17 protein-coding genes and 1 tRNA gene are annotated in these 19,497 nt (G+C 73.2%); 13 read left to right on the forward strand and 5 right to left on the reverse strand.

Annotated features, from left to right (window positions below; all coding sequences use genetic code 11):
* Positions 1-57 precede the first annotated feature (57 nt).
* From ACU4ZT_RS04655 to ACU4ZT_RS04670, 4 genes are all read left to right on the forward strand, one after another.
* Positions 58-1,080 carry a hypothetical protein gene (locus tag ACU4ZT_RS04655; protein WP_445338133.1) on the forward strand — a complete coding sequence of 341 codons (1,023 nt, stop codon included), beginning with the start codon at positions 58-60 and terminating at the stop codon, positions 1,078-1,080.
* The gene (locus tag ACU4ZT_RS04660; RefSeq protein ID WP_063072019.1) at positions 1,077-2,891 is read left to right on the forward strand and encodes a DUF4012 domain-containing protein; all 1,815 of its coding nucleotides are present in this window, start codon (positions 1,077-1,079) and stop codon (positions 2,889-2,891) included. The genes ACU4ZT_RS04655 and ACU4ZT_RS04660 overlap by 4 nt, the downstream gene beginning before the upstream one ends.
* Positions 2,892-2,979: 88 nt before the next feature.
* Positions 2,980-3,555, forward strand: coding sequence for a hypothetical protein (locus tag ACU4ZT_RS04665; protein WP_063072020.1), 576 nt, complete (start codon positions 2,980-2,982; stop codon positions 3,553-3,555).
* A 297-nt stretch (positions 3,556-3,852) separates the two neighbouring features.
* A complete protein-coding gene (locus tag ACU4ZT_RS04670) occupies positions 3,853-4,392 on the forward strand; it encodes a hypothetical protein (protein ID WP_063072021.1) in 540 nt (179 codons plus the stop codon).
* 39 nt (positions 4,393-4,431) lie between these two features.
* On the opposite strand, the gene ACU4ZT_RS04675 is transcribed toward ACU4ZT_RS04670, so the two are convergent.
* Complete coding sequence (locus ACU4ZT_RS04675; RefSeq protein WP_445338136.1) at positions 4,432-4,863, reverse strand: VanZ family protein; 432 nt, start codon at positions 4,861-4,863, stop codon at positions 4,432-4,434.
* A 259-nt stretch (positions 4,864-5,122) separates the two neighbouring features.
* Between ACU4ZT_RS04675 and ACU4ZT_RS04680 the strand changes: the two genes are divergently transcribed.
* Positions 5,123-7,330 carry a transglycosylase domain-containing protein gene (locus ACU4ZT_RS04680; RefSeq protein ID WP_063072023.1) on the forward strand — a complete coding sequence of 736 codons (2,208 nt, stop codon included), beginning with the start codon at positions 5,123-5,125 and terminating at the stop codon, positions 7,328-7,330.
* Between the two features lie 136 nt (positions 7,331-7,466).
* Complete coding sequence (locus tag ACU4ZT_RS04685) at positions 7,467-8,672, forward strand: acyltransferase family protein (RefSeq protein ID WP_445338137.1); 1,206 nt, start codon at positions 7,467-7,469, stop codon at positions 8,670-8,672.
* 102 nt (positions 8,673-8,774) lie between these two features.
* On the opposite strand, the gene ACU4ZT_RS04690 is transcribed toward ACU4ZT_RS04685, so the two are convergent.
* The 3 genes from ACU4ZT_RS04690 to ACU4ZT_RS04700 form a co-directional block, all read right to left on the reverse strand.
* A tRNA-Pro gene (locus ACU4ZT_RS04690) sits at positions 8,775-8,848 on the reverse strand.
* A 76-nt stretch (positions 8,849-8,924) separates the two neighbouring features.
* The gene (locus ACU4ZT_RS04695; protein ID WP_445338138.1) at positions 8,925-9,869 is read right to left on the reverse strand and encodes a metallophosphoesterase; all 945 of its coding nucleotides are present in this window, start codon (positions 9,867-9,869) and stop codon (positions 8,925-8,927) included.
* Positions 9,869-12,409 (reverse strand): transglycosylase domain-containing protein, encoded by a 2,541-nt coding sequence (locus tag ACU4ZT_RS04700; protein WP_445338140.1) that lies wholly within the window; start codon positions 12,407-12,409, stop codon positions 9,869-9,871. The genes ACU4ZT_RS04695 and ACU4ZT_RS04700 overlap by 1 nt, the downstream gene beginning before the upstream one ends.
* A 105-nt stretch (positions 12,410-12,514) precedes the next feature.
* Here ACU4ZT_RS04700 and ACU4ZT_RS04705 point away from each other — a divergent pair, with 105 nt between their 5' ends.
* Both ACU4ZT_RS04705 and ACU4ZT_RS04710 read left to right on the forward strand, forming a co-directional pair.
* The gene (locus ACU4ZT_RS04705) at positions 12,515-12,697 is read left to right on the forward strand and encodes a Sp36 family protein (RefSeq protein ID WP_063072027.1); all 183 of its coding nucleotides are present in this window, start codon (positions 12,515-12,517) and stop codon (positions 12,695-12,697) included.
* On the forward strand, positions 12,697-13,161 hold the full coding sequence (locus ACU4ZT_RS04710) for a RidA family protein (protein ID WP_063072028.1): 465 nt from the start codon (positions 12,697-12,699) through the stop codon (positions 13,159-13,161). Before ACU4ZT_RS04705 ends, ACU4ZT_RS04710 begins: the two co-directional genes overlap by 1 nt.
* A gap of 74 nt (positions 13,162-13,235) precedes the next feature.
* Here ACU4ZT_RS04710 and acs read toward each other — a convergent pair whose 3' ends face one another.
* Positions 13,236-15,275, reverse strand: coding sequence for an acetate--CoA ligase (acs, locus tag ACU4ZT_RS04715; protein ID WP_445338142.1), 2,040 nt, complete (start codon positions 15,273-15,275; stop codon positions 13,236-13,238).
* Between the two features lie 673 nt (positions 15,276-15,948).
* Between acs and ACU4ZT_RS04720 the strand changes: the two genes are divergently transcribed.
* The 5 genes from ACU4ZT_RS04720 to ACU4ZT_RS04740 all read left to right on the forward strand — a co-directional run bounded on the left by ACU4ZT_RS04720 (position 15,949) and on the right by ACU4ZT_RS04740 (position 19,305).
* A complete protein-coding gene (locus tag ACU4ZT_RS04720) occupies positions 15,949-16,956 on the forward strand; it encodes a TadA family conjugal transfer-associated ATPase (RefSeq protein WP_445338144.1) in 1,008 nt (335 codons plus the stop codon).
* Positions 16,953-17,960, forward strand: a complete 1,008-nt coding sequence (locus tag ACU4ZT_RS04725) for a type II secretion system F family protein (protein WP_445338146.1) — start codon at positions 16,953-16,955, stop codon at positions 17,958-17,960. Before ACU4ZT_RS04720 ends, ACU4ZT_RS04725 begins: the two co-directional genes overlap by 4 nt.
* Before the next feature lie 391 nt (positions 17,961-18,351).
* Entirely contained in the window at positions 18,352-18,543 is a 192-nt protein-coding gene (locus tag ACU4ZT_RS04730) for a DUF4244 domain-containing protein (RefSeq protein WP_414763122.1), read from the forward strand.
* On the forward strand, positions 18,540-18,938 hold the full coding sequence (locus ACU4ZT_RS04735) for a TadE family type IV pilus minor pilin (protein ID WP_063072030.1): 399 nt from the start codon (positions 18,540-18,542) through the stop codon (positions 18,936-18,938). The genes ACU4ZT_RS04730 and ACU4ZT_RS04735 overlap by 4 nt, the downstream gene beginning before the upstream one ends.
* Positions 18,928-19,305 carry an Rv3654c family TadE-like protein gene (locus tag ACU4ZT_RS04740; RefSeq protein WP_445338149.1) on the forward strand — a complete coding sequence of 126 codons (378 nt, stop codon included), beginning with the start codon at positions 18,928-18,930 and terminating at the stop codon, positions 19,303-19,305. Before ACU4ZT_RS04735 ends, ACU4ZT_RS04740 begins: the two co-directional genes overlap by 11 nt.
* Positions 19,306-19,497: the final 192 nt, after the last annotated feature.

Genomic DNA, 19,497 nt, shown 5'->3' on the forward strand with positions numbered 1-19,497 from the left:
GCCGCCCAGGAGGACGCTCCTCCGACCCCTGCGCCCGCCGATCCGAGGGAGCCGTCCGTGGCTAGGCCCTCGTCCGACAGCCGGAAGCCGATGGCGGTCACCGGCCGTCCCTCCCGCCGCCCTCGGTCGCTGTCCCGCCTGCTCCCCGGGGTCGGGGTGACGGCCGTGGTCGCCTTCCTGGTCATCGACCTGATCCTGGTCTCGGCCGCCGTCACTCGCACCGGCGGCGGCAGCGGCGCGGCCACCGGCGCCGTCGCGCCGACCCCGGAGGCCGCCGCGACGACCGAGTCCGCGCCGGAGCCCGCCGCTCCCGCACCCGCGCCGTCCGCCGCGCCGTCCGCCTCTCCGTCCGCGGCACCCGTCGCATCCGTCGCCGCCCCGACCGTGTTCCTCGCCGCGGGGAACGCCGACGTCGCCTGGCGTGCCACGGCCGGTTCCTGCACCGGCGAGGCCGCGCGGATCCAGACCACCATCGACCGGGGTCGCACCTGGGACACCCGCACGACGGACACCTTCGACGCGCGGCGCGTGCTCGCGCTCTCGGTCACGGGCCCCGACGTGGGCAGCATCGTCGCCGATGTGAAGGCCGCCTGCTCCCGCACGGCGCTGCAGAGCTTCACGGGCGGCGAGTTCTGGCGCGACGCGCCGGCGCTGACGACCACGACGGCCTACGTCGACCCCGCCCAGCCGGGCATCGTGCACCTCGCCCAGGGCCAGCGGGACGCCCCGTGCGGCGACCCGGTCCAGGTCGTCGACAGCGGACAGGCCGCCGCGGTCCTCTGCGCATCGGGCGCCGTCCACGTGCGCTCGGGCGGCGGCGACTTCCGGCGCGTGGACGCGCCCGGCGTCCTCGCGCTCGCGCTCGGCCCGGACGGCATCCTCACGGCGGGCACCTCCGACTCCTGCCGCGGCACGAGCGTCGGTCGCATCGTGCCGGCGTCCGGCGCCGTCAGCGTCGCCGGCTGCGCCTCCGCCGTCCCCGCGAGCGGGGCGGTGGCCCTCTCGGCCGCGGGGCGCGACGTGTGGCTCCTGACGGGGGACGCCGTGAGCGTCTCCACCGACGGCGGGGGCACCTGGTGACCTCCTCCACGATCCGCTCCCGCCACGTCCGCCGCTCCCGACGTCCCTGGACGCGCCGCCGGATCCTCGCGGCGGTCGCCGCCGGCCTCGCTCTGCTCGTCGTCCTCTGGATCGCCTGGATCGCGGCCCGCGCCCTGCTCGCCCGCGCCGAGCTCGAGCAGGCGGTGCCGCTCGCGTCGTCGGTGCAGCGCGACCTCCTGGCCGGCGACCCCGCCGGCGCGGCGGCCGGCGTGGCGAAGCTGCGCGAGCACTCGTCGCGCGCCGTCGCCCTCACGTCGGATCCCGTCTGGGCCGCCACGGAGGTCGTCCCGGGCGTGGGCCCGAACCTCCGCGCCTTCCGGTCGGTCGCCGCGGTCGTCGACCACATCGGCGGCGAGGCCCTCCAGCCCGTGGTGGGCATCGCCGGCACCCTCGACCTCGGCAGCCTCACGCCGAAGGACGGGCGCATCGACCTGGACCCCATCATCGCGGCGCAGGAGCCGGTGCGGCAGGCGGACGACGCGCTCGACACCGCGCTCCAGGACGTGACGGCGATCGACACGGGGTCGACCGTCGCGCCCGTCACCGACGCCGTGACCCGCCTGCGCAAGACGGTGACGTCCGCCGCCGAGACGCTCGCCATCGTGCGCCACGTCGCGGACCTGGCGCCGGCCATGCTCGGCGCGGACGGGAACCGCGACTACCTCCTCATGTTCCAGAACAACGCGGAGGTGCGCTCGACGGGCGGCATCCCCGGGGCTCTCGCGCTCCTGAAGACCGGAGACGGCGCGTTCTCGCTCGGCACGCAGGACTCCGCCCGCGCGTTCCCCCGCCTCGCCGAGCCCGCGCTCCCGCTGGATACGCAGACCGCGGGCCTCTACGGCACCATCACGGGTCGGTACATGCAAGACGTCACCCTCACGCCCGACTTCACCCAGGCCGCCCCGCTCGCCGCGGAGATGTGGCGCCTCAAGCACCGCGAGCCGGTCGACGGCGTCATCAGCATCGACCCGGTCGCGCTGTCCTACCTGCTCGAGGCGACGGGGCCGATCACGCTGCCGACCGGGGACGTCCTGCGCTCGGACGACGCCGTCGACCTGCTGCTCCACGACGTCTACCTCCGCTATCCGAATGCCGACGTGCAGGACGCGGTGTTCGCGAGCGTCGCGGAGGCGGTCTTCTCGAAGGTCTCCTCCGGCGACGTGAAGCCGGCCGCCCTCGTCTCCGCGCTCACCCGCGCCGCCGAGGAGCGCCGCATCCTCATCTGGAACGCGCGACCGGACGAGCAGGCGACGCTGGACGGCACCACGCTGCAGGGCTCGCTGCCGGCCGACAACAGCGAGTCGACGGTCTTCGGCGTGTTCCTCAACGACGCGACCGGCGCCAAGATGGACTACTTCCTCAAGCTCGCGACGTCGCAGGGCATGGCGATGTGCCGCGACGACGGCCGCCCGAACTACCGCACCGAGGTCACGCTCCGCTCCACGGCTCCCGCGGACGCGGCATCGCTCCCGTACGTCGTCACCGGCGGCGGGCAGTACGGTGTCCCACCGGGCGACGTCAAGACGCGCGTGGCCGTCTACGGGCCCCCGGGCACGATCCCCTTGAGCGTGCGCATCGACGACCAGGAGACGGGCTTCCAGCCCGAGATCGTGGGCGGGCGCGCCGTGGCGCAGGTCGAGGTGACGCTCGCGCCCGGTCAGGAGGTCCGCATTTCGGTGGACACCCTGGGGGACAAAAAGACCGACACGCCGCTCTCGATCGTGACGACGCCGGTGATCGACGCCACGGAAACGCAATTCCGCTCGCTCTCCTGCGACGGATCCCGGTAGTGTGGCGAGTGGGGGATTGACCGACGGCGGACCCGAGTCCGTCGAGTGCCCCCTTGCACCGCGCAATCTCACCCAGGGGGAACCACACATGCTCAAGAAGATCCTTGCCGGGGCGGCCATCGCGCTCGCCGCGACGTTCACCGTCTCCACCGCTGCCAACGCGGACCCGTACACGCCCGAGGGCGGCGTCACCGTCAGCGACGCGACCGTCGCTCCCGGCCAGAGCACCGTCCTCACCTTCGCGGACGGCTCCTTCGCGCCGAACAGCCCCGTCACCGTCACCATCACCGGTGAGGACGCGGCCAACGCCACGCTCGCCTCGTTCCGCACGGCCCCGATGGCCGTCACGTCGAACTCCATCACCAAGACGTCGAGCAACGCCGGCGGCCTCCGCGTCACCGTCACCCTGCCGGCCGGTTCCGCCTCGGGCTCCTACACGCTCGTCGGCACGGACGCCCAGGGCAACACCGTCTCCACGTCGATCTCGGTCGTCGCGGCAGCCGGCACCGGCACCTCCAACGGCACCGGTTCCGCCTCGGGCCTGCCCGTCACCGGCGGTCAGCTCCCCGTCGTCCTCATCTGGACCGGCGGCGGCCTGCTGCTCCTCGGCGCCGCGCTCGTGGTCGTGCTGACCACGGTCCGTCGCCAGCGTGGAACGGTCTGATCCACATCACGACACACATCGCCTGACTCCACGGAGCAGTGCGATGGAAGGCCCCGAGGCATAGCCTCGGGGCCTTCCGCCGTCTCCGGGCGCCCACCCCCAGTCCGGGGCCCATCCCGTCCCGGGGAGCGGTCGCGTGGGCCGGACGCGGATAGCATCTCGATCGTGGGTTTACCCGACCCGCTGTCTGCCTGATGGCGCCGACCCGAAATCGCGCCGCGGACACCACCGCCCCGAGGCGATACCCGTCGTGCCCCCGCACGTCCGCCTCGGACGTACCCGAGAAGGCCACCCGAGATGCTCGCCAAGACCCTGGCGGGCGCGTTCGTCGCGCTCGTCATCACCGTTTCCGCTCCCCTCGCCGCCCAGGCCGAGAACTACGTGCCCACGGACTCGCTGCTCTCGTGCGGCGGCATGTCCGTCACCCCGGCGGCCGTCGCACCCGGCGAGGCCGTGACGATCAGCGGCGCGGCCGGATCGTTCGCCGCCGGCGAGACCGTCGCCCTCCGCCTCTCCGCCACCCCCGGCGCACCCGCCGCGGCAGGGGACCCCGCCGTCTCCGTCAGCGCGGCGGCCGACGGCTCCGTCATCGGCAGCCTGACGGTCCCGGCCACCGCGACCGGCACCTGGCGCGCCAACGAGGACGCGGCATCCGGCTCGCACTGGTGCGGACTCGTCTCGGTCGTCCCCGGCAGCACCGCCACCGCCTCGACCGGCTCGCTCCCCATCACGGGCGGCACGCTGCCGACCGGGCTCGCGGTCACGGCCGGCGGCCTGCTCCTCGCCGGCGCCGCGGCGGCCGGCATCGCCGCGTCGCGCCGAGGTCGCGCCTCCTGAGGCGCGACCGCATACGACCCCCGATGCGGGCGGCCCCGATCACGACCGGGGCCGCCGGCGTCGGCGCGTCCGCACCGCGATGGCCGCCGCGAGGGCCGCGCCGATGACGGCGCCCGCCCCGTTCTCGGCGACGTCCGAGAGGGAGGCCACCCGCGCGGGGAGGAACGCCCCCTGCGCGAGCTCGACGCACGCCGACAGCGCGGTGCCCGCGAGGGCGACCGCCCACCAGCGCCGCATCCCGAACGCGAGCACTCCGAGCATCCCCAGCGGCACGAACAGGGCGACGTTGGCGCCCTCCTCGATCATCGAGTAGCGGAAGGCCGGCACGCCGTGGAATTGCACGAAGCGCACCCCCCGCATGAGGAGCGGGTAGATCCCGCGGTCGACGCTGTCCGGCGTCAGCGTCACGAGCGCCACGAGGCCCACGTAGAGCGCGAGGAGCGCGCCCGCCTGGCGGTGCCGCCGGCGCATCAGCCGTCGTTCCCGCTCCACGCCCCAGGGCGACGGCGTGGCTCCGCCATCCGCCGACCGGCGTGGGGGAGCGGGGGCGGCGGGATCCATGTGGCGGCAGACTAGCAACGCCTCCTGGGGCCGGGGACGCCGCCTGCACGCAGCCTCCGGCCCCCGTCGCATTCGGCTCGTACGTGCACTCATCACATTTCGGCCACGGGGAGCTGGGACCCTACCTGAGGCGGATGTCCGGCCTCGGCGCGCAGGTTAGATTCAGAGCATGAGGAAAACTGACCTGACCATCTCGACCCGGTTGGGCGCGTTCCTCGGACTCGTCGGCATGAGCACGATCGCCGGGGTGCTCGTCGCCGCGATGGTGACCCCCGCGATCGCCGTCTCGGGCATCGCCGCCAACAGCACCATCGGCGTGTTCGAGGACATCCCGGACAACCTGCAGATCGACAACCTCGCGCAGAAGACGGTGCTGTTCGCCAAGAAGGGCGACCAGCAGGTGCCCTTCGCCGAGTTCTTCTCGCAGGACCGCGAGGAGGTCCCGTGGGAGGCCGTCTCCCCGTACGCGAAGGACGCGGCCATCGCGACCGAGGACCCCCGCTACTACGAGCACGGCGGCGTCGACGTGCTGTCGGCCGCCCGCGCGCTCGCGCAGAACGTCCTCAACGACGAGGTGCAGTCCGGCGCCTCGACGATCACCATGCAGTACGTCCGCAACGTCCTGGTCCAGAAGGCCCAGAACATGGTCGACTCCTCCGACAAGGCGACGCAGGCCGCGGGCCGCAAGGCGTTCCAGGAGGCCACCCAGCCCGACATGCCCCGCAAGCTCAAGGAGATGCGGATGGCGATCGGGGTGGAGAAGAAGTACTCCAAGAACGAGATCCTCCTCGCCTACCTCAACATCGCGAACTTCGGCAGCCGCGTGTACGGCATCGAGTCCGCGGCGCGGTACTACTTCGACGTCTCGGCCGCCGACCTCACGCTCGACCAGGCCGCGACCCTCATCGCGACCGTCAACGCGCCGGAGATCTACAAGATCGACAACCCGGCGAACCTCGAGCGCAACAAGGCCCGCCGCGACCTCCTGCTGCGGAACATGCTCAAGGAGCAGAAGATCACGCAGGAGCAGTACGACGCGGCCGAGGCCACGCCGATCACGCCGAAGATCACGCCCTCCACGAGCGGCTGCATCCAGGCCGACCCCATCTCCGCCGCGTACTTCTGCGACTACGTGAAGAACGAGATCCTCACGAACAAGGAGTTCGGCGACACGGCGGCCGAGCGCGACGCGGTGCTCAAGCGCGGTGGCATGCAGGTCTACACGACGCTCGACCTCGACATCCAGGGCAACGCCGCGGAGCAGATGCGCAAGCAGGTGCCGGCGACGGCGCGCTTCACGAAGATCGGCGGATCCGTGGTCTCCCGCGAGGTGAAGACGGGTCGCATCATCGCGATGGCGCAGAACACCGACTACGGCGTCGCGGCCGACCAGCCCGGTGTCACCGAGATCAACTACTCGGCCGACAAGGCCCACGGCGGCTCCGCCGGCTTCCAGGTGGGCTCGACCTACAAGATCTTCACGCTCGTCGACTGGCTGAAGAGCGGCAAGTCGATCTACCAGACGGTCAACGCGTCCAAGACGCTCTGGTCGCAGAACGAGTTCACCGCGTGCGGGGGCCCGCTGGCCGGCAAGGCCTACCAGGTCACCAACGACACGAACACCGGTCCCACCTCGAACCAGACCGTCCTCGCGGCGACCGTGGCCTCGGTGAACTCGGCCTTCATCGCGATGGCGAGCCAGCTCGATCTGTGCGACATCAGCCAGACCGCGCGGGACATGGGGATCTACAACGCCGACGGTCGCGAGCTCTCGAGCGTCCCGTCCGACGTGGTGGGATCCGGCGCCAACAACGTGGCCCCGCTCCAGATGGCGACCGCCTTCGGCTCCGTCGCGAACCAGGGCACCATGTGCCCGCCGGTCGCGATCGACAAGGTCGTCCTCCCGGACGAGTCCGAGCTCGTGACCCCGAAGAGCGAGTGCGCGCAGGCCATGAGCCCCGAGGTCGCCAACACGGCCGCCTTCACGCTCAAGGCCGTGATGGGCGGCACCGGTGCGGCGTCGAACCCGCGCGACGGCACCGAGATCATGGGCAAGACGGGCACGACCGACCGATCGAAGGACACCTGGTTCGTCGGATCCTCGACCGAGGTCACGACGGCCGTGTGGGTCGGCAACGTGGAGGGCTTCGCGTCCATGCGCCGCAACGTCCTCAACGGGTCGGCCGCGGACAGCGCGCGTCACCGGATCTTCAAGCCGCTGCAGACCTTCATCGACGACCGCTACCCGGCCGAGGGCTTCCCCTCGCCGAGCAGCACGTTGACGAAGCGGCCCTATGTCGCGCCGAAGCCCCAGCCCACCCAGTCGGCCGCGCCCGAGGCGCCTCCGGCGCCGCCCGCCCCGCCCGCGGGGGAATGAGCCCGCGCTCGATGGGGAGCGCGCGCCGACGGCCGTCGCCTCCGGGCGGCGGCCGTCGTGCTGTGCGGCCGCCGGCCCCGGATCGAGCGCCTCGTAGACTGGACGACCGCCGATCCACCGACCCGGGAAGGCCCTCATGACCGGGACCCCGACGTCCGCACCCGCACGCCTGCGCACGCTCCTGCCGGGCATCGAGGGTCTGCGCGGCGTCGCCGCGGTCGCCGTGCTGCTGTACCACGTGCAGCGCCAGCTGGCCCGGCCGACGACCGACGTGCCGCTCGTCGGCGAGGTCGCCTTCTTCAGCCACGGCGTGACGCTGTTCTTCGTGCTGAGCGGCTTCCTGCTGTTCCTGCCGTTCGCACGTGCGCTCGTCGACGGCGGGCCGATGCCGCGGCTCTCCCGCTACGCCGCCAACCGCGCGCTCCGCGTGCTCCCCGGGTACGTCGTCGTGCTGCTGCTCGTGAGCCTCGTGCTGCGCGTCGCGATCCTGCCGCGGGAGACGCGCGACGACGGCATCTCGCTGGGCACGCTGGGCCCGGTCGACTCGGTCCTCAACGCGCTGCTGCTCCAGGGGTACAGCCCGCGCACGCTCCGGAGCGGCATCGAGGTCGCGTGGACGCTGGCGGTCGAGGTGTCCTTCTACGTCGTCCTGCCGGTGGTGGCGCTCCTCGCCGCGCGGCTGCTCCGAGGACGCGCGACGTGGATCCGCGCCCTCGCGCCGGCGGCGGCGCTCCTGCTGGTCGGCGTGGCCGGCAAGATCTGGTCGATGGCCGCGCAGGCGCCGCTCGGGCACCGTGGCCGGCTCGCGAGCGAGTGGGGAGTGACGTGGGAGGCGGTGGTGAACCGCAGCATCCTCGTGCACGCGGACCTCTTCGCCTACGGCATGGCGGCGGCCGTGATCCTGCTCGCCCTGTCCGCCGACGAGAGCCTGCGCGACCGTGTCGCCCGCTGGCGCGTTCCGGTCGGGATCCTGGCGACGGTGCTCATCGTGGTCGCGTCCGAGGCGCCCGTCGAGGCGTTCGAGGAGAGCGTCGTGGCGGCCTCCTGCGCCACGCTGCTGCTCCTCGTGGCGCTGCCGCGGCGCGGGGGATCCCTAGGCCCGGTGACGCGGGTCCTCGAGCTCCGGTGGATCGCCTGGCTCGGCACGATCTCGTTCAGCGTCTACCTGTGGCACCTGCCGGTGATCCGGTTCCTCCGTCGCGCGGGCCTCGTGCTGCCGGACACGCTCGCCGGCTTCGCCCTGAACACGCTCGTGGTGGGGGCGGTGACGCTCGCGCTCTCGGCGGCGACGTACTACGCCATCGAACGGCCGGCGCTGCGGCTGAAGCCCGGAGGGCGGTGACCCGCGACCGCATCGCCTGCTCGGACGACGAAGGGCCGCTCCCGGAGGAGCGGCCCTTCGTCGTGCTGCTGTTCATGCGGTGCCTCCGGAGGAGGCGGTGTGTCGGGGTAACAGGATTTGAACCTGCGACCTCTTCGTCCCGAACGAAGCGCGCTACCAAACTGCGCCACACCCCGATGGCCCGAGGGCCGGGTTCTACGATACCCGATGTTCCGGGCTCCCGCGTACGCCTGGGCAGCGCGCGGCGGGCGGTCAGACCGCCGTGAGTGTGAGCAGAGTCGCTTCGGGGAAGCACGCGAACCGCACGGGCGCGTAGATCGAGGTGCCGAGGCCCGCGCTCACATGCAGGAAGGAGGCCCGGTCCGCGTGCGGCCAGACGCTCAGGCCCTTCACCTGGCGGCGCGGGATGTCGCAGTTGGTGACGAGCGCGCCGTAGCCGGGCACGCACACCTGGCCGCCGTGGGTGTGCCCGGCGAAGACCATGCGGGCGCCGTTGGTGACGAACGAGTCGAGCACCCGGCGGTAGGGCGCGTGCGCGACGCCGATGGAGACCACCGGAGCGTCCGAGGACCCCTGGTACGCCTCGCCGTCCTCCCGGAGCTCGTCGAGCGCCCCGGGGATCGCCTCCAGGCGATCGAAGTCGCGGTGCGGGTCGTCGACGCCGAAGAACTCGAGCAGCGTGCCGTTGACCTCGACGGCGCCCGCGGCGTTGTTGAGGTCGAGCCAGCCGAGCGAGGCGTAGAGGCGCTCGAGCCGGGGGAGGTCGAGGTCCGCCGGCCGCTGCGTGGCGTGCGTGTTGGCCGTGAAGTACTTCAGCGGGTTCTTCATCATCGGCCCGTAGTAGTCGTTCGATCCGTGCACGAAGACACCGGGGACGCCGCGGAACGCCTCGAGCGTCTCCTCGACCGCGACGATGCCCTGCTCGTGGCCCGTGTTGTCGCCCGTGTCGACGACGAGATCGGGCTTGAGCTCCGCGAGCTCGCGCACCCAGCGCTGCTTCTTGTGCTGCCACGGCGCCATGTGCATGTCCGAGAGGTGCAGCACGCGGATGGGGTCGGCGCCCACCGGCAGGACCGGCACCGTCACCTCCCGCAGCGTGAAGCGGCGGCGCTCGTAGAACGAGGCGTAGGCGAAGACCGCGGCGCCGGCCGCGACGACGCCGCCAGCCGTGCGGGCGATCGTGCCGACGACGCTCATCAGGTACGCCCGACGAAGAGCGTCACGGGACCACCGCTCTGCTGTCCGGCCGCGGGATCCGTGCGGGTCGCCTTGTTGATCTGCGAGCTGTCCTGCACCTGCTCCTGCGCCACGGTCACGTTGAAGCCGGCCGAACGCAGGGTCTGGCGCGCGGCCGTCACGTCCTGCCCGCGCACGTCCGGGACGGTGCCCGGGGTGCCCTGCGGCTGGCTCTGGTCGGGCCCGCTGCTGGTGAACACCGTGACGGTGGATCCGCGCGCGGCGTTGGCGCCGGCGCCGGGGTCGGACCCGGCGACCTGACCGGCGGGCACGTTCGCGGAGGCGCGCGCGCCGCCCTGCGCGAAGGACAGGCCCGCGCCCTCTATGGCGGACTGGGCGTCGGCGGGCGACATGCCCGACACGTCCGGTACCTGCACCGTCGGCGTGCGGGTGAGGTCCGCTGCCGGGCCGGGGAACGCGGAGCCCTTGTAGACGCCGTTGACGGCCTGCATGAACGGCTTCCACACGGCGAAGCGAGCGGTGGACATGAGCTGCCCGTTCGGCAGGTTGGTCTTGCGCTGCTGGATCTGCTGCCCCGAGGAGCTGCCCACCCAGATGGCCGTGGTGACCTCGGTGCTCGAGCCCACGAACCAGGTGTCCTTCGCCTTGTCGGTGGTTCCCGTCTTGCCGATGAGCGGCGTGCCGTCGTTGGTGTTACCCGCGGCGCCCGTGGCGCTCATGACGCCGGCGAGGGCGTACGCGGCGGTGTGGGCCACGTCGGGGCTCACTGTCTCACGGCAGTTCGCGGGCGGCGGGGCCACCTCGGTGTCGTCGGGGAGGACGACCTTGTCGATCATCACGGGCGTGCAGGTGGTGCCGTTGTTGGCGACCGTGGCATAGGCCGACGCCATGGTGAGCGGGGCGATGTTGTTGCCGCCCGAGCCGATGATGTCCGAGACGAAGTTCGACAGCTGCTTCTTGGGATCGGCCTGGTGGATGCCGATGTCCTTCGCCGTCTGCGCGATGCCGCACATGTCGAGCTCGGAGGCCATGGCCATGAACGCCGTGTTGGTGGAGTTCGCCGTGCCGGACATGACGGTCCGGTTCGACCCGGGGGCGGCGCCGTCGTTGGTGACGGTCAACGGCGGCGAGCCGAGCGTGCCGCCCGTGCACGAGTCGCGGAAGTCCTTGCCCGCCCAGGTGCCGTTCGAGGAGCGGACGACCTCGTTGACCGAGTGGCCCTCCTTCAGCCACTCGAGCAGGGTGACGAGCTTGTACGTCGATCCCACCTGGAAGCCGCCGGAGCCGCCGTAGTTCTTGTCGGTGTTGTAGTTGACGCTCGTCACGCCGCGCTGGTCGCCGTTGCCGTAGTCGGTGTTCTGCACCATGGCGATCACGCGGCCGGTCTTGGCCTCGACGCTGGTCATGGCGGATCCGACGTTGATGCTGTTCATGGTGGTGGGGATCTGCTTGCGCATGTCGTCCGTGGCCTTGGCCTGCAGGTCGAGGTTGAGCGTCGTGTAGATCTTGTAGCCGTTGCGGTTGAGGTTGCGGCGGGCCTCGTCGGCGCTGGCGCCGAACTCCTTCGAGTTCTCGACCGTGTACTTGACCGCGTCGCAGAAGTACGCGGCGCTGGAGGGCTGGGCGGCGTTGCAGCCGCTGACCGACGGCGTGATGACCGGCTTCACGGGCGTGGCGATCGCCTCGTCGTGCTGGGCTTGCGTGATGCTGTGGTGCTTCAGCATGTTGTCGATCAGGACGTCGCGTCGCGCCTGGTTCGCCTTGACGTTCTCGGGCTTGTCGATGCGGAGGGCGGTCGGGTAGTTCACCGTGGCGATGAGGCTGGCGGCCTGGGCGATGCTCAGGTCCTTGGCGTCGACGCCGTAGTAGTACCTCGCCGCGGACTGGACGCCGTAGACGTTGCCGCCGAAGGTGGCGATGTTGAGGTATCCGAGCAGGATGTCGTTCTTCGAGAACTTCTTCTCCAGGCCGATCGCGAGCCGCATCTCCTTGAGCTTGCGGGCGGTCGACTCCTGGGTCGCCTCCTTGTAGGCCTTCTTGCCGGCGTCCGGATCCGTCTCGGCGAGCGCCTCCGCCTTCTGCACGAGCACGTTCTTCACGTACTGCATGGTGATGGTGCTGGCGCCCGACTCGACGCCGCCGCCGATCACGTTCTGGGCGAGGGCGCGGAAGGTCGACTTCACGTCGACGCCCGCATGCTCGTAGAAGCGGGGATCCTCGGTGTCGATCGCGGCCGCCTTGGCGTTGTCGGAGACCTCGTCCCAGCCCACCTCCTGGCGGTTCTGCGCGTAGAACTCGGCGAACTTGACCGGCTGGCCGCCCTGCGTGGCGTAGAGCTCGGTCTTCTGGGCGAGGTTGTCGATCTGCAGGTAGTCCGGCAGGTCGTCGAAGATGCCGATGGTGTCGTTGGCGGCGAGGCTCGTGACGGCGATGGCGGGGGTGACCATCGCGGCGACCAGGACGCCGGCGACGACGCTCATGCCGAGGACGCCCGTGAGCGCGGCGGCGACGCGGCCGGGCGTGTTCTTGGAAGCAGACATAGACTCCAGAGTACGGGAAGGGTGTATGGGAACCCGTGAGACCTGTGCGCCGGCCGCCCGCGCCCGTCCCGTCATGCATCCAGACCCGACCGGCAAGGAGCCGAGATGACCGCAACGCCCGGGCAGTGGGAGTACCTCACCACGCCGCTGATGATCCACAACACCGCCGCCATCCTCAACACCTGGGGCTCGCAGGGCTGGGAGCTCGTGCAGGTCGTCACGGGCCCCGAGGGCGGCCTCGTCGCGTACATGAAGCGTCCGGTCGCCGGCGCCGAGCACGGCGCCTGATGGGCGCCATCGCCGACCGGCTGGCCGAGCTCGGCATCGAGCTGCCCGCCGTCGCGGCGCCCGTCGCCGCGTACGTCCCCGCCGTCGTGCACGGCGGCCTCGTCTACACGAGCGGCCAGCTGCCCTTCGTCGACGGCGCGCTCGCCGCGACCGGCAAGGTCGGCGCCGAGGTGTCGGCCGAGGACGCGAAGGCGCACGCCCGCACCTGCGCGCTGAACGGGCTCGCGGCCGCGGCCGATGCCGCCGGCGGCCTGGACCGCATCGCGCGCGTCGTCAAGGTCACGGGCTTCGTCGCATCGGCCGAGGGCTTCACCGGCCAGCCGGGCGTGATCAACGGCGCGAGCGAGGTGCTGGGGGAGATCCTCGGCGACGCGGGGATCCACGCGCGCTCCGCCGTGGGCGTCGCCGAGCTGCCGCTCGGAGCGCCCGTCGAGGTCGAGCTCGTGGTGGCGCTCGTCGAGTAGCCGCCGCGCCGACGGACGCGAGGAGGGCAGGGTGCGCGCACCCTGCCCTCCTCGCGTCCCGCGACGTCCCGGCGTCAGCCCGCTGCCATGCGCTCGCTGATGACCTGCATCACCTGCGTGTCCGCGAGCGTGGTCGTGTCGCCGACCGCGCGTCCCTCGGCCACGTCGCGGAGGAGCCGGCGCATGATCTTGCCGGAGCGCGTCTTCGGCAGCTCCTGCACCACGAACACGCGCCGCGGCTTCGCGATGGCGCCGATCTGGTCGGCCACGTGCGTGCGGAGCACCTCGTTCGGGTCCTCGTCGCCGAGCGCGCTCGCCGAGGCCGTGCGGAGGATCACGAACGCGACGACCGCCTGTCCCGTCGCCTCGTCGGAGGCGCCCACCACCGCGGCCTCGGCCACGTAGGGGTGCGCGACCAGCGACGACTCGATCTCCGCGGTCGACAGGCGGTGGCCCGAGACGTTCATCACGTCGTCCACCCGGCCGAGGAGCCACACGTCGCTGTCCTCGTCGAGCCGGGCGCCGTCGCCCGCGAAGTACCGGTCGCCGAAGCGGTCCCAGTACGTCTCGCGGTACCGCTCCGGATCGCCCCAGATGCCGCGGAGCATGCCGGGCCACGGCTCGGTCACCACGAGCAGGCCGCTCTCGCCGGGGCCGACGGGCTCGCCGGCGTCGTCGACCACGGCGATGGAGATGCCCGGGAGGGGCGTCTGCGCGGAGCCGGGCTTGGTCGCGGTGATGCCGGGCAGCGGGGAGATCATGATCCCGCCGGTCTCCGTCTGCCACCACGTGTCGACCACGGGCACGTCGCCGCCGCCGATCACGTCGCGGTACCAGCGCCAGGCCTCCGGGTTGATGGGCTCGCCCACCGAGCCGAGCAGGCGGATGGAGGAGAGGTCCCGGGCGTCCGGGATGCCGCGGCCCGTCTTCATGAAGGAGCGGATGGCGGTGGGCGCCGCGTACAGGATCGTGACGCCGTGCTTCTCCACGATGTCCCACCAGCGACCCGGCTCCGGGGTGTCGGGGGTGCCCTCGTAGACGACCTGCGTGGCCCCGTTCGCGAGCGGGCCGTAGACGACGTAGCTGTGGCCGGTGATCCAGCCGACGTCGGCCGTGCACCAGTAGACGTCCGACTCGGGGTGCAGGTCGAAGACGTTGCGGTGCGTGTAGGCGGCCTGCGTCAGGTAGCCGCCGGACGTGTGCAGGATGCCCTTCGGCTTCCCCGTCGTGCCGCTCGTGTAGAGGATGAAGAGCGGGTGCTCGGCCTCGAACGCCTCCGCCTCGTGCTCCGGGTCGGCGGCGGCGACGCGCTCGTGCCACCAGAGGTCGCGGGCGTCGTCCCAGTCCACCTCGTTCTCGCCGCGCTTCACGACGAGGACGTGCTCCACGGATCCGGCGGATCCCACGAGCGCGGCGTCCACGGCGGGCTTCAGCGGGAAGACCTTGCCCTTGCGCCAGCCGCCGTCGGCCGTGATGACGACGCGGGCGGCGGCGTCGTCGATGCGCGCACGGAGGCTCTCCGCGCTGAACCCGCCGAAGACGACGGAGTGCACGGCGCCGATGCGCGCCACGGCGAGCATCGCGACCACGGCCTCCGGGATCATCGGGAGGTAGATGGCGACCCGGTCGCCGGCCGTGACGCCGAGGCCGAGCAGGGCGTTCGCCGCGCGCTTGACCTCGGCGGTGAGGTCGGCGTAGGTGAGGTCGCGGGTGTCGCCCGGCTCGCCCTCCCAGTGCAGGGCGACGCGGTCGCCGTGCCCGGCGAGCACGTGCCGGTCGAGGCAGTTGTAGGCGACGTTGAGCCGGCCCTCGGGGAACCACCGCGCGACGGGGGCGTCCGACCAGTCGAGCACCGTGTCGAACGGCGTCTCCCAGGTCACGAGCTCGCGGGCGCGATCGGCCCAGAAGCCGAGCCGGTCCGCGGCCGCGGCCTCGGCGAGCGACTCGTCGGCGATGCGGGTGGCGCGGAACGCCTCGGTGGGCGGGTGCACGGGGCCGGGCTCGGGGACCTCAGGAGGGCGGGCGGGCGACCTCGTCCCCTCCTCGTCCTGTTCGCGCGCGGCGGTCGCCGGGTATCCGGGCTCGGTCGATTCGGGGTTCGTGGACATCGTCATCCTCTCCGCGCACCACGTTAGCGGTGCTCGAGCCGGTGCCGGCGGGTTCCGGGGGAGCGCCTTGCCCGGGAGACCGGTGTGGGAACGGCCAGAACACGCACAACCCTCCCGTGGCGGGAGGCGCCCGGCGTATGATCGGGGAAGTCGGGCCAAGTCCGACGTGTGACGACTGCAGGATTCCCCCGATCCGTCGTCACGTGGCGGCGCCCGTTCCCCCGATGGGCGCCGCCCCTCTCTACTCTCCCTCCCCTCTCCTCTTCCCTCCTCAGGCCTTTCCCTCCCCAGGCGCGGACGCGTGCCGGTGTCCCGAGGGACGCAGGACCGCCGCAGGCCGCGCGGTGCAGGTGCCTAGCCTCCGCGCATGGATGAGCAGCGGGGATCGAGGGGCGTCGGCGGGGTCGCGGTGCGGCGGGGACGGCGTGCAGGTCCGCCGGGCGGGCCGGCAGCCGAGGCGGTGTCCGGATGCGGGGCGGCATCCGGGCTCGGGGAGACGACGGCCGCGGCCTTCGTCCCGCGACCCAGGCGGGTCCCGCCCGACGGCACCGCTCCCGGTGCCGCGCTGTACCGTCCGGGCGCGCGCACCGGACCGGACGCCGGGGCGGACGCCGGACCGGACGCCGGGGCGGGGCCGAGCGCGCTCGTGCCGGACCGCCCGCCCGGAGCGATCGCGGCGGTGGGGTCGCGTCATGCGCCGGACGCCTTCGGCGCGCTGGCCCGCCTCATCCGGGACCCCTGCACGACCGACGTCTTCGTCAACGGGGACGGAGAGGTGTGGGTCGACCGCGGTTCCGGCGCCGAGCGCCTCCCGGCCGTCGACCTCGGAGGCGAGCCCGCCGTGCGGGCGCTGGCCGTCCGCCTCGCCTCCGAGGGCGGTCGGCACCTCGACGAGGCGGCGCCCTGCGTCGACGTGCGCATCGGCGACGGCATGCGCGTCCACGCCGTCCTGCCGCCGGTGTCCACGCGCGGCACGCTGCTGTCCATCCGCCTCCCAGCCCGTGCGCGCCCGAGCATGGACGCGCTCGACGCCGCGGACGCGTTCCCGCCCGGCTGTCGCGCGCTCCTGGAGGAGGCCGTGCGCCGGCGCACCAACCTCCTCATCACGGGTGCCGGCGGCAGCGGGAAGACGACGCTGCTCGGCGCGCTGCTCGCGCGTGCGGACCCGCGGGAGCGCATCGTGCTCGTCGAGGACGTCGCGGAGCTCCGGATCCGACATCCCCATGTGGTGTCGCTCGAGGCGCGCCAGGCGAACATCGAGGGTGCCGGCGAGCTCCCGCTGCCCCGCCTCGTGCGGGAGGCATTGCGGATGCGGCCGGACCGCCTCGTGGTGGGGGAGTGCCGCGGCGGCGAGATCCGGGAGCTCCTCGGCGCCCTCAACACGGGGCACGACGGCGGGGCGGGGACCCTGCACGCCAACGGCATCGTCGACGTGCCGTCGCGGTTGGAGGCCCTCGGCGCACTGGCCGGCATGGATGCGGTCGCGATCGCCCGGCAGGCGGTCAGCGCGATCGGGCTCGTGGTGCACCTGGCGCGCACGCCGTCCGGACGCCGTGTGGTCGGTGCCGGTCGGCTCACGACGGATCATGACGGGCGGCTCCGCGTCATGCCGGTCCGCTGGGAGGGCGGCGCCGCTCGTCCGGCCGTCGCGGCGGGTCACGACCCGGCGGGCGGAGGCGCGCCGTGATCGGGGCCGCCCTCGCGCGGCGGGTGCGGCGGAGCCGGGCCGCTGCGGGCGGCGCCGCCGTGGAGGAGGTCGAGGAGATCGCCGCGACGGTGCGTCGCCTGGCCGTGCTCCTCCGCGCCGGCCTGCATCCCGAGCGCGCGTGGCAGCAGCTCGCGCCGCCCGGTCCACGGCCGAGGCGGTCCGACGGCCTGGTGCAGGCGGTCGTGCGCGAGGTCGCGGTCGGGTCGCGGTCCCTCTGCCTGTCGGAGCGCATCGCCTGCGCCGCGTCCCGCGACGAGGCAGCCGGGCATGCCGACACCGCCCGGTCCTGGCGGGCGCTCGCGACGGCGCTCGAGGTGGCGGACCGCACGGGTGCTCCCCTCGCCGCGGCGCTCACGCGGCTCGCGGACGCCCTGGTGGCCGTCGGGCGCGTGCGGCGGGACGCGGGCACGGCGCTCGCCGGACCCGTCGCGACGGCGCGGACGGTGCTGCTCCTTCCGGCGGCGGGGCTCCTGCTCGCCGCCGGGCTCGGGTTCGATCCCCTGCGCATCCTCTTCACGACCGTGCCCGGTGCCGCCTGCCTGGTGGTCGGCGTTTCGCTGGTGGTCGTGGGCTGGCGCTGGAACGGCAAGCTGGTCCGGGCGGCCGTGCCCGGCGATCCCGCGCCCGGCCTGGTGCTCGACCTCGTGGCGACGGCCATGGCCGGAGGCTCGTCGGTCCCACGTGCCACGTCGGTGGTCCGCATCGCATGCGAACGGAACGGCCTGCCCGTCGGGTCGGACATCGAGCGCGTCCGCACGGTCGCGGCCGCAGCGGTCCGGACGGGAGCGCCCGTCGCGGTGCTCCTCCGCGGCGAGGCGGACCGCGCGCGCCGCGACGCGTCCACGTGGGCGGAACGGGCGGCCGCGCGGTTGGGAGCACGGCTGATGCTCCCCCTCGGAGCCTGCATCCTGCCCGCCTTCCTGGCGGTGGGCGTCGTCCCGATGCTCATGGCGGTCGTGTCCTCAACACTCGGCCGGCGGTGACGGACTCCACCGTCCGCGGGCACGCGGATCAGCGCCCGCCTCGCCGGGGCATGGTGACCACGCGACCGACGGACGGTCGTCATCAGGACGGCGCGAGCAGGAGCTCGGGCAGGGGAGGGCGAAGGACATGTCTCGGATCGAGGAGTGCGGTGGAGCGGTGGTCGTGGGGCGCGGGGAGCGCATGGAGGCGGGGGCGACGGGGGACGGGGAGCGTGCCGTCTGGCCGCTGGCGGCGACGTCGGCGGCATCGGGGTCAGCGTCCGCGGCCTCGGGCTTGTCCACGGGCCCGGGGCCGTCGGGGCGGGCGTCGGGCGGCGCTGGCGGCGCATCCGCCTGCCGCACGTGCAGGGGCGCCTCAGGCCCTTCCGCCTCGTCGCGGGCGGCGATGCGCGTGGTGCGCGCGGCGCGGCGTGTCGTGCGCGCGTGCGTCAGCGAGGACGGCGGTGCGGCGACGGCGGAGTACGCCATCGCGACCATGGCCGCCGTCGCGTTCGCCGGGCTGCTCGTGGTCATCCTGCAGAGCGACGAGGTGCGGGGGATGCTCCTCGACCTCGTCCGGCGTGCCCTCACGTACGACCGATGAGCCGGGTCGCGTGTCCTCGATACCCGATCGGGCCGACGCGCGCCGGCGCGGACGGGGACATCGGAGCCGCGGCCGCGGAGCTCGCGGTGGTGCTCCCCGCTGTCGTGCTCGTCCTGGGCCTGTGCCTCGGAGCGGTGCAGACGGTGGGTCAGCAGGTGGCGCTCACCTCGGCTGCCGAGGAGGCGGCGCGGAGCCTCGGCCGGGGCGAGTCCTCGGGTACCGCGGCCGCGCGCATCGAGGGAGCCGCGTCCGGCGCCTCCTTCGAGGTCGAGCATCCGGGGCACGACGTCTGCGTCGACCTGTCGGCGCCCAGCCGATTCGCTCCCGCGGCCGCGGCCGGCATCGCCGTGCACGCGCGGGGGTGCGCGCGGTCGGAGGACCTCGATGAGGAGTGACGAGGACTCGGGGTCCGGCTCCGTGCTCGCGGTCGGCCTGCTCGGGGCGGTGACGGCTCTCGCGCTCGCCGCGGTGTCCGTCTCGGCGCTCCTGGTCGACCGGGCGATCGCATCGGGCGCGGCGGACTCCGCCGCGCTCGCTGCGGCGGACGCGGCCGCGGGGTACGTCAGCGGCCCGCCCTGCGACGCCGCGGGGGAGCTCATGGCCCCGCTGGGCACCGAGCTCGTCGGATGCGCGGTGGACGGGACGACGGCCGACGTGCGGGTGCGCGTCCCGCACCCTCCGTTCGGGGTGCCGATCAGCGCCCGGGCGAGGGCGGGGCAGCCCGAGGGCGATGCGGCCGGCGTGCCCGGGGCGACGCCGTGATCGTCCCCGCGCGCCTCAGCGACCGTCCGCGCCATCACGGAACCGCCGCACCAGCACGGCGCCGAACGCACCCGCGAGGAGCACCAGCGCGAACACCCCGAGGACCGGTCCCACGGCTGCATGGCAAGCGCCCGAGGGTCCGTGCGGGGCCCGGCGGACGCCGTGTCCGACCGTCTCCGGGATTAGGTGCAC

It is taken from the genome of Clavibacter davisi (assembly GCF_052751415.1).